This window comes from Dietzia sp. DQ11-38-2, from assembly GCF_014145055.1.
In the GTDB taxonomy this organism is placed as follows: domain Bacteria; phylum Actinomycetota; class Actinomycetes; order Mycobacteriales; family Mycobacteriaceae; genus Dietzia.
Genome location: NZ_JAALDW010000238.1, coordinates 1 through 5,478 on the forward strand (window position 1 = coordinate 1; position 5,478 = coordinate 5,478).

8 protein-coding genes are annotated in these 5,478 nt (G+C 69.6%); 3 read left to right on the top strand and 5 right to left on the bottom strand.

Going from position 1 to position 5,478, the window contains the following annotated elements:
* Positions 1–62: 62 nt before the first annotated feature.
* Positions 63–497: a VOC family protein gene (locus G6026_RS08965; protein WP_107757864.1), complete on the bottom strand. Its 435-nt coding sequence runs from the start codon at positions 495–497 to the stop codon at positions 63–65.
* Positions 494–1,369 (bottom strand): helix-turn-helix domain-containing protein, encoded by an 876-nt coding sequence (locus G6026_RS17900; protein ID WP_156607325.1) that lies wholly within the window; start codon positions 1,367–1,369, stop codon positions 494–496. Before G6026_RS17900 ends, G6026_RS08965 begins: the two co-directional genes overlap by 4 nt.
* Before the next feature lie 64 nt (positions 1,370–1,433).
* On the opposite strand from G6026_RS17900, the gene G6026_RS08975 reads away from it, so the two are divergent.
* Positions 1,434–2,138, top strand: coding sequence for an AzlC family ABC transporter permease (locus G6026_RS08975; RefSeq protein WP_107758304.1), 705 nt, complete (start codon positions 1,434–1,436; stop codon positions 2,136–2,138).
* The gene (locus G6026_RS08980; protein ID WP_182612959.1) at positions 2,105–2,485 is read left to right on the top strand and encodes an AzlD domain-containing protein; all 381 of its coding nucleotides are present in this window, start codon (positions 2,105–2,107) and stop codon (positions 2,483–2,485) included. The genes G6026_RS08975 and G6026_RS08980 overlap by 34 nt, the downstream gene beginning before the upstream one ends.
* Before the next feature lie 70 nt (positions 2,486–2,555).
* Here the strand turns inward: G6026_RS08980 and G6026_RS08985 are convergent, their stop codons facing one another.
* Positions 2,556–3,800 carry a cytochrome P450 gene (locus G6026_RS08985; RefSeq protein ID WP_107757861.1) on the bottom strand — a complete coding sequence of 415 codons (1,245 nt, stop codon included), beginning with the start codon at positions 3,798–3,800 and terminating at the stop codon, positions 2,556–2,558.
* An 84-nt stretch (positions 3,801–3,884) separates the two neighbouring features.
* On the opposite strand from G6026_RS08985, the gene G6026_RS08990 reads away from it, so the two are divergent.
* Entirely contained in the window at positions 3,885–4,325 is a 441-nt protein-coding gene (locus tag G6026_RS08990) for a MarR family transcriptional regulator (RefSeq protein WP_231750418.1), read from the top strand.
* A gap of 14 nt (positions 4,326–4,339) precedes the next feature.
* On the opposite strand, the gene G6026_RS08995 is transcribed toward G6026_RS08990, so the two are convergent.
* A complete protein-coding gene (locus tag G6026_RS08995; RefSeq protein ID WP_182612960.1) occupies positions 4,340–4,897 on the bottom strand; it encodes a GNAT family N-acetyltransferase in 558 nt (185 codons plus the stop codon).
* Between the two features lie 76 nt (positions 4,898–4,973).
* On the bottom strand, positions 4,974–5,261 hold the full coding sequence (locus tag G6026_RS09000; protein WP_182612961.1) for a hypothetical protein: 288 nt from the start codon (positions 5,259–5,261) through the stop codon (positions 4,974–4,976).
* Positions 5,262–5,478: the final 217 nt, after the last annotated feature.

The following is a 5,478-nucleotide window of genomic DNA, read 5'->3' on the forward strand; positions in this document are numbered from 1 at the left end:
GGCGGTGCCCGTCGTGCCGCGGCTCGATCGGGCCCGGTGATCCCGGCCGGTGCGCCCGGTCGTCACCCGGTGACCGCATCGGGCGCCGGGTGCCCCCGGTACTGCCCCACCGACCACACGTTCCCCTCGGGGTCTCGGGCGGAGAAGGTGTGATCACCGTAGTCGGTGTCGTGCATCTCCATGACGATCTCGGCCCCCGCCGCCAGGGCGCGCTGGTAGACGGCATCGGAGTCGGCCGTCACGACGTACGCGAGACCCGACCCGGGTGGTGTGGCGTGTGGGTCGTCGTCCCCTCTCCCACCGTCCCCCAGCATGACGCCTCCGCCCTCCGGCCAGAGCAGTTCGGCGTGGACGATGCGGCCGTCGTCGGGGTGCGAGACGGTCTCGACGAAGCCGAGTGTGTCGACGAGCCAGTCGATGACGAGGCGGGAGTCGGTGCAGCGGAAGCAGTGCCAGACGGTGGGCGCGGGTGCGGCGCCGGGTTCGTGAGTAGTCATGCCGATGAGTCTGCTCCGGGGTCGGGTGGCCAGGCTTGGATGTTTCGGAACTCCTCGGCGATCCAGTTCGTCGGTGATGTGCCCGCGTACCGCCGGTAGGCGGCGTCGAGGTGCGCGTGGTCGGCGTACCCGTGGTCATGGGCGAGGTCGGCCAGTCGGAGTCCGACCGGCCGTGGCCCCGTGGACCGGCGAACGGCCTCCCTCAGCGCAGAGTGGGTCGCCTCGAAGCGCATCAGGTCGGCGAGTGCTTTGGTGCCGATCCCCAGTTCAGCCCTGCAGAGCGTCGACAGATGCCGGGGCGTGACCCCCACCTCGGAGGCGACGTCTGCCACCCGCATCCGGCCACCGGAACGCCCGAGCAGGCGCCATGCGCCCACCACCTCCCGGCGTGGCCCGGGCACGCGCTCGTACCTGCCCGCCGCCGAGGCCAACCCGGCGGCCACGAGCGCCGCGCGGTCACGGGGATGGGCTGACGCCACACGCGAGTGGAGCGCCCGGATCCGCGACCCGAGGACGTCCTCGCCGTCATGGGTGAGCTCGGAGAGAGCTGCCGCGGGTACCCCGAGCAGGCGTCGCGCGGCGAGGGGGTGCACCTCGACCTGGACCCCTTCCTCGCGATCCGGTCGTTGCAGATAGACGGGCCGGGTGTGAAACCCGCCGATGCACACGTCGTGGCGCACCCCCTCCCCGCGGGCCCACTCGTCGTAGGAATACGAGCACAACAGCGGAGAGTCCGTGGCCACGACCACGGTGAGGGAGGAGGTGGGCAGTCCCCGGTGGGGTGGCCGTTGCGGCCGCGGGCCGATCCCCTCCACGGCATAGGGGACCAGCCGCCTGACCCCGGGCGGCGGAGTGGCCTCGCGCACGCTCACGGGACCCAGTGTGCCGCCTCCCGTCGGGGGTGGCCAGGCTTCCGCGGTCGTTACACTGCTCGGCGTGCAGTCCGGCTCCTCTACCAGTGCAGAGATCCGTAAGGGTCTGGCCGACTGCTCGACCGTCGGGCTGGGTCTGATCCCTCTGGGGCTGGCGTTCGGGGTGCTGCTCACCCAGGCGGGGTTCGCGTGGTGGTGGGCCCCGGTGTTCTCGGTGATGATCTACGCCGGGTCCATGGAGTTCCTGGCGATCGGTCTGCTCACCGCGGTCACTCCCCTGTACTCGCTGGCGGCGGCGGCGTTCCTCGTCAACTTCCGTCACGTGTTCTACGGGCTCAGCTTCCCGTTGGGGGCGATCCGCTCGCGGCTCGGTCGGCTCTACTCGGTGTACGCGCTCACGGACGAGGTCTACGCGATCACCGCCACCAAGAAGCGCAGTGAGATGACGGGGCCGCGGACACTGACCATCGCGATCACCTGTCAGACCCTGTGGGTCGCCCCCGGCATCGTCGGGGCGCTCGTCGGCACGACCCTGCCGGAGGGGTTGGACGGTCTGCAGTTCGCGTTGACCGCGCTCTTCGCCGTCCTCGCGGTGGACGCGTGGCGCGCCTCGGGAGACCTACCGGCGCCTGTGATCGGCCTGGTGTGCGGTCTGGTGGCGGCGTGGCTGGCCCCGGACCAGATGCTCATCGTCGGGTTGTGCGCCTTCGTGGCCGTGTTGATCGCGCGGTACGTATGGGCGACCCGCGAGGGGCGGGAACCGACGTGAAAACCCCGGTGACCGCCGTCCCGGTGCTAGGGGCCGACTACCTGCTGGCCGGGTTGGGCGTGATGTTCGTCGTGACGGTGGCACTACGCGCCGCGCCGTTCGTCGCTCTGACCAGGCTCCGCGACTCGAGTCTCGTGCGCTATCTGGGCCGCACGATGCCGGCCGGGGTGATGGCGGTGCTGGTGGTCTACACCCTTCGCGACACCTCCGCCGAGCTCGGCTCGTGGCTGCCCGCCACCGCGGCGCTGGCGCTCACGCTGGCCGTGCACCTGGCGTTTCGGCGCGCGGCGGTGAGCATCATCCTCGGAACGGCGGCCTACATGGTCCTGCTGGCCGGGCTCGGGTGAGGGTGGCCGGGTGAGCGTGGCCCGGCCTGTCCCCCGCCCGCGCCGCCGCCAGCGTTCAGCGAGCCGCTGCTCAGCGGGCTACGGGGCAGGCGCCCAGCTCGACCTTCCACTCGGTGAGGCCGTTGAGCCACCCGGACCGCAGCCGGGTGGGCTCGCCGAGTGAGGTCAGGTCGGGGAAGTAGTCGGCGACGGCGTTGAAGATCAGCTCGAGCTGCATCCGTGCGAGGTTGGCGCCGAGGCAGTAGTGCGGACCTTGGCCGCCGAAGGTCACGTGCGGGTTCGGATCGCGGAGAATGTTGAAGGTGAACGGGTCGTCGAACACCTCCTCGTCGAAGTTGGCGGACCCGTAGCAGATCAGCACGCGATCACCTTTGGCGATGGACACTCCCCCGATCTCGACGTCCTCCATGGCGGTGCGCTGGAACTGGGTGATCGGCGATGCCCACCGCAGGATCTCGTCGTAGGCCGTCTCGGGCCGGTCGCGCTTGAACAGCTCCCACTGGTCGGGGTTCTCCAGCATGGCCACCATCCCGTGGGTTGTGGCGTTGCGGGTGGTTTCGTTGCCGGCCACCGCGAGGAGCGTGACGAACCAGCCGAACTCCTCGGCAGACAGGTGCTCGCCGTCGACGTCGGCCTGGACGAGTTTCGTCACGATGTCGTCCCGCGGATTGGCGGCACGGTCCTCGGCCATGGCGTTGGCGTAGCCGATGAGTTCCATGGACGCGATGGCGGGAGCATCCGGGTCGCCGCCGGCGTCGTAGCTGGTCATGATGTTGGACCACTCGAAGATCTTGTGGCGGTCCTCCTGCGGCACGCCCAGCAGATCCGCGATCGCCTGCAGCGGGAGCTCGGAGGCGATAGCGGTGACGAAGTCGTCGGCGTTCGACTCGGCGGCGGCGGTGACGATCTGACGCGCCCGGTCGGCGAGCTCGTCCCGCATCCCGGCCACGCCTCGGGGGGTGAATCCGCGGGAGATGATGCGCCGGTGCTTCTTGTGGATCTCGCCGTCCTCGTTGACGAGCATCTCCCGCTGGGCCTCGATGATCGAGCGGTCGGTGCCCTCGGAGAAGCGCGGGATCATGGTGTTCTCCCCCGCGGAGAACAACTCCCCGGTGAGGCGCGAGATCTCCTTGACGTCGGCGTGTCTGGTCACCAGCCAGTAATGGTCGTCGTCGAAACCGTCTGAGCCGGGCCGCTTGTCGACGCGGCGGATCGGCTCGGACTGCCGGAGCTGGCGCCACTCCTCGTGTGGGAGCCGTTTCTCGAACAGGTCCGGGTTGGTGAAGTCGAATCCCGCCGGGATGGTCACGTTCACGGTGTCTCCTGCGCCTCGTCCCCCGCCGGGTCGGCAGGGGTGGGAAAGGTGAATAGTGGTAACTATATACACGTGGCGCTATCCGTGAGTGAGATTCTCGACCGCGCGTTGATGCTGGCCGAGGAGATGTCGGGATCGATCGAACGCGCCGCGGCGAACTACGGCCTCACCGTTCCGCGGCTCGAGTTGCTGTTCGTCCTGGGGCTCGAGGGCGAGTGCAAGCAGGTGGAGCTGGCGACCTTCCTCGACTGCTCACCGCGCCAGGTCACCGCACTGGTCGACGGTCTGGTCGCGAGCGGCCACGTGGTCCGGACCATGCCGCCGGACGACCGGCGGGTCCGGCTGGTCAACCTCACCGACGAGTCGCGTCGGATCGTGGACGAGGTCGTGTCGGCGCGGGTGGCGTTGGCGGAGTGGCTGTTCGAGGGGCTCGACGACGACGACCTGCAGACGTTCGGCACCGTGTCGGAGAGGCTGGTCTCCCGGATGAGCGGGCGGGCCCTGAGTCGGCTCTCAGCCCAGTGAGTCAGCCCAGTGACTCAGGCCTGGGCCAGGGCTGTGCAGTCCGTGCAGCCGGTGGACTCCCGGGCGTATTCGACGAAACCTCGGGACAGGTAGTTCGGTATCGCGGCAGGGGAGTCGTCCACGCAGGTGTGCAGCCAGACCCGGCGGCACCCCGGGACCTGCCACGCGATACGGGTGATCTCGGAGAGGAACCATCCGCCCAGGCCCAGGCCGGCGAACCGGGGGAGCAGCCCGAAGTAGACGATCTCGACATCAACGCCGTCCGCAGGGTCGTCGAGTTCTGTACCCGGTTCGTCTCCGCACGGGCTCATGCGCAGTTCGGCGAATCCGGCGGCCTCGCCCCCCCGGCTCGCCCGGAAGGTGGTGACGCAGGGGTCAGCGCAATAGGAGGCCCAGCGCCCGTCCGACCAGTCGAGTCTGTCGGTCCAGTTCCAGCTGCCACCGATCTCCCGGTACATCCGTGAGTTGAAGACGGGTTCAGCCGGGAAGACCCGGGAGATCGTCAGGTCTGCGCGGCGTGCCGGGCGCAACCACGACGCGTCGGTCTGCTGGAGGTAGGTCACGCTGCTCATCGCGCTATTCAAGCACCGGCGCCCTGCGGCCACCCAACCGGAGTCGGAGGCCGCAGGACGCGGTCGGTGCTGGAGTTCAGTTGACGGTGAGGTGCACTCCCGGGATGTTGAGGCCGTTGACCGCTCCCGCCACAGCGGCCGCGCCATTGTTGAAACCATCCGCACTCGCACTCTGGAGACCTGCTCCGGTGAACGGATTGGCCGCGGCTGCGCCACCGAGCCCGAGAGCCGAGACTGCGCTACCGGTGCCGAGTCCGGCGGCGCCGATCCCAGCAGCGAGCGGTGAGACACCGAGCGCCGCGGCGGGACCGAGATACGGCAGAATCGCCGCTCCAAGGGCGATGAGAGCGGTGATGGGGTCCATGGTGGGTCCTTTCGTTGATGTGGTGGAGCGTCAACCGATGGTCACGTGCTTCGGCTGAACAACTGGGGGCGGCTGAACCGGGAGTAGCGGGATGTTGATGGCCGGAGGTGCGGGCGCAGGCGCCGGAGGGGGCGGCGGCGCCGGCGGGATTACAGTGGCGGGCCGGTACGGCTGTCTCGCCGGGGCCGGGGCCGGTGCTGGAGCCGGAGCCACGTGG